Raw genomic sequence first — 2,810 nt, 5'->3', positions numbered from 1 at the left:
CGGCGTCGGCGGTGCATCGCGGTGCGCAAATTCGGCTCCGGTCGTCAGGCGCAGGCCCTGCTCCATCGGAACCACGGCGTAACCGACTTCGGCATCGAGCACCGGGCGGTTCAGCCCGCGATTGCCCAGCGGACGGAAATGCCGGTGATAGCCGCGCTTCACCTCGAGCGGCAATTTGAGGCCGAGCGGATCGAGCACTTCGGTCGCCCAGGGGCCGAGCGCAACCACGGCGGCGGTCGAATCCACCGGCCCTTCCGATGTATCGACCCGCCAACGCCCGTCGGCGCGGTGCAGCGAACGCGCATCGCCGGTCAATGTGACGCCACCCAGCGAGCGGAAGAGTTCGACATAGGCGCGGGTCACCGCTAGCGGATTGCTCACGCTCGCCGCCTGCGGCCAGAAGATGCCGCGCTCGAACACCGGCGACAGGCCGGGCTCCAGCGCAAGCGATCCGTTGAGATCGAGCGGTTCGAATGCAAGTCCCGCCGCCGCGATGGCATCGAGATCGGGCTGCGCGTCATTGAACGCGCGCGTCGTGCGGTAGACCTTCAGCCAGCCATTGGTGCGCAGATAGCGCTCCGAACCGGAATCCCGCATCAGCAATTCGTGCTCGGCGATCGATGCCGCAAAGAGCGGGCGCATTTTCTCGGCGAATTCGAACATGGCTTCGCCGCGCGAATGCCGCAGATAGGCGAACAGCCACGGCGCAAGACGCGGCAGATAGGACAGATGGTAATTTGCTTCGGGCGCCTGCTTGAAGATGATCTTGAGCAGAGCCGACGGCTTCAGCGGAAACGGATACGGGAAATAGGTATTGCCCTCGATGATGCCGGCATTGCCGTAGGAGGTTTCCTCACCCGGCCCGCGGCGGTCGACCAGCGCCACGGCGAGCCCACGCCTCGCCAGATGGACGGCTGCGGCCACTCCGACCATTCCGGCGCCCAGAACAACAGCATCGGTGCGGGCCATGATGTCCCCAGGCTTCAGCGGCCGGTCATGCGGCCGGGCGATTTCGGCGGTGTCATTGCCATAGAAATATGGATTACGCGAGCGCCGTGCAGTATCAGGCGCAATGCTCTTTTTTGACGCAGTTCTTGCCGCGTTAGCATGGCTGGGGCGGCAAGGGACGCGCGCGCTGGCCCTCTCGGTCTTTGTCGGAATCGCATTGCCACCGCTCGCGGCGGTGCTGAAGAATGTCTTTGTCGAGGCGCTGCTGGTGTTGCTCCTGCTCGCCTTCCTGCGCGTCGATCCCGGCATGCTGTTCCGGCATTTCCGGCGCCCCGGCCTCATCATTGCCGCGAGCCTGTGGACGCTTTTGGGGGTTCCCATGATCCTGTGCGGCAGCGCCATTGCGCTCGGTCTGCCGCAGGTCTCGCAGGCGATCTTCCTTGCGCTGGTCCTGCAAGCGGTCGCTCCGCCGGTCATCGGCTCGCCGGCGCTCGCCGCTCTCCTTGGCCTCGACGCCGCACTGTCCCTCGCAACGCTGATCATCGCGACCGCGGCAACGCCACTCACGGTGCCGATGCTCGCGACATTCTTCGTCGGCCCGGCGCTCGAGATTTCCCCGCTGTCGCTTGGCGCGAAGCTGCTGGCGATGCTTGGCGCCACGGCCCTCAGCGCCTTCGCGATCCGCTGGCTCAAGGGCAGCGCCTTCGTGGCGCGTCACAGCGGTCCGATCGACGGGCTTTCGGTTGTCGCACTCTTCGTCTTCGCGATCGGGCTGATGGACGGGGTCGGCTGGCGCATCCTGACGGAGCCGCTCCTCGTTGCAACGCTGACCGTGTTTGCCTTCGCCCTCTCCGCAATCCTGATCGTCACCACCTGCCTGATTTTCCACCGGGCCGGACGTTCGGCGGCGCTGGCGCTCGGGCTCGCCGTGGGCAGCCGCAATATGGGGCTGATGGTCGCCGCCGCCGGCGGGGCTGTGCCGGAACTGACCTGGCTGTATTTTGCCGTCGCCCAGTTTCCGATCTACACGCTGCCGCACCTGTTGCGGCCGTTGGTGCACCGCTGGGTCGGGCCCGGCCTTTTGCCCGCGGGCGACAGCGGTGTTAGACCGACCCCCGACCCATGACCGAGACCGCCATGTCGAGACCATTGCTGATAGCGCCGTCCATCCTTGCATCCGACTTCGCCAAGCTCGGCGAGGAAGTGCGTGCGGTCGATGCGGCCGGCGCCGACTGGATTCATCTCGACGTCATGGACGGACATTTCGTGCCCAACATCACCTTCGGTCCGGATGCGGTGAAGGCGATGCGGCCCTTTTCGAAGAAGATCTTCGACGTGCATCTGATGATCGCGCCGGCCGATCCGCATCTGGAGGCCTTCGCCAAGGCCGGTTCCGACATCATCACCGTGCATGTGGAAGCCGGTCCCCATCTGCACCGCTCGCTGCAAACCATCCGCAATCTCGGCAAGAAGGCGGGCGTGACGATGAATCCGGGCACGCCGGAAAACACCATCGAGCACGTTCTCGATCTGGTCGATCTGGTGCTCGTGATGTCGGTCAATCCCGGCTTCGGCGGGCAGGCCTTCATTCCGGCCGCGGTGGAAAAGATCGCGCGCATTCGCGCGATGATCGGCGCACGGCCGATCGACATCGAGGTCGATGGCGGGATCACGCCGGACACGGCTCCGCAAGTGGCCGCAGCCGGGGCCAATGTGCTGGTCGCCGGCTCCGCAATCTTCAAGGGCGGCGCGGCCGCCTACCAGAGCAACATCGCGGCGATCCGTCACGCTGGCGCGCTGGCGCGCGGCGAAGCGACGTGATCGCACCGGCCCATGCCCTGACCGAGCTTGCCGACACGTTG

3 protein-coding genes are annotated in these 2,810 nt (G+C 65.9%); 2 read left to right on the top strand and 1 reads right to left on the bottom strand.

The genetic code is table 11. The features are described 5' to 3' along the window. A partial coding sequence (locus tag VN004_RS19540; protein WP_325613683.1) for an FAD-dependent oxidoreductase occupies positions 1–969 on the bottom strand: 969 nt, incomplete at its 3' end. 103 nt (positions 970–1,072) lie between these two features. On the opposite strand from VN004_RS19540, the gene VN004_RS19535 reads away from it, so the two are divergent. Both VN004_RS19535 and rpe read left to right on the top strand, forming a co-directional pair. Beyond that, entirely contained in the window at positions 1,073–2,074 is a 1,002-nt protein-coding gene (locus VN004_RS19535; RefSeq protein ID WP_325613681.1) for a Na+-dependent transporter, read from the top strand. 11 nt (positions 2,075–2,085) lie between these two features. Further along, positions 2,086–2,769 carry a ribulose-phosphate 3-epimerase gene (gene rpe / locus VN004_RS19530; RefSeq protein WP_414710361.1) on the top strand — a complete coding sequence of 228 codons (684 nt, stop codon included), beginning with the start codon at positions 2,086–2,088 and terminating at the stop codon, positions 2,767–2,769. The last annotated feature ends 41 nt before the right edge of the window (positions 2,770–2,810 follow it).

Origin of the sequence: Pseudorhodoplanes sp. (assembly GCF_035565855.1) — a bacterium.
Lineage (GTDB): Bacteria > Pseudomonadota > Alphaproteobacteria > Rhizobiales > Xanthobacteraceae > Pseudorhodoplanes.
Note: the sequence above shows the minus strand (reverse complement) of the source record. Positions and strands in the feature narration are given on the sequence as shown.

Bases quoted from the DNA above. Each gene is read 5' to 3' on its own strand.
- VN004_RS19535 (WP_325613681.1), top strand. From the start codon at position 1,073: ATGCTCTTTTTTGACGCAGTTCTTGCCGCGTTAGCATGGCTGGGGCGG.
- rpe (WP_414710361.1), top strand. From the start codon at position 2,086: ATGTCGAGACCATTGCTGATAGCGCCGTCCATCCTTGCATCCGACTTC.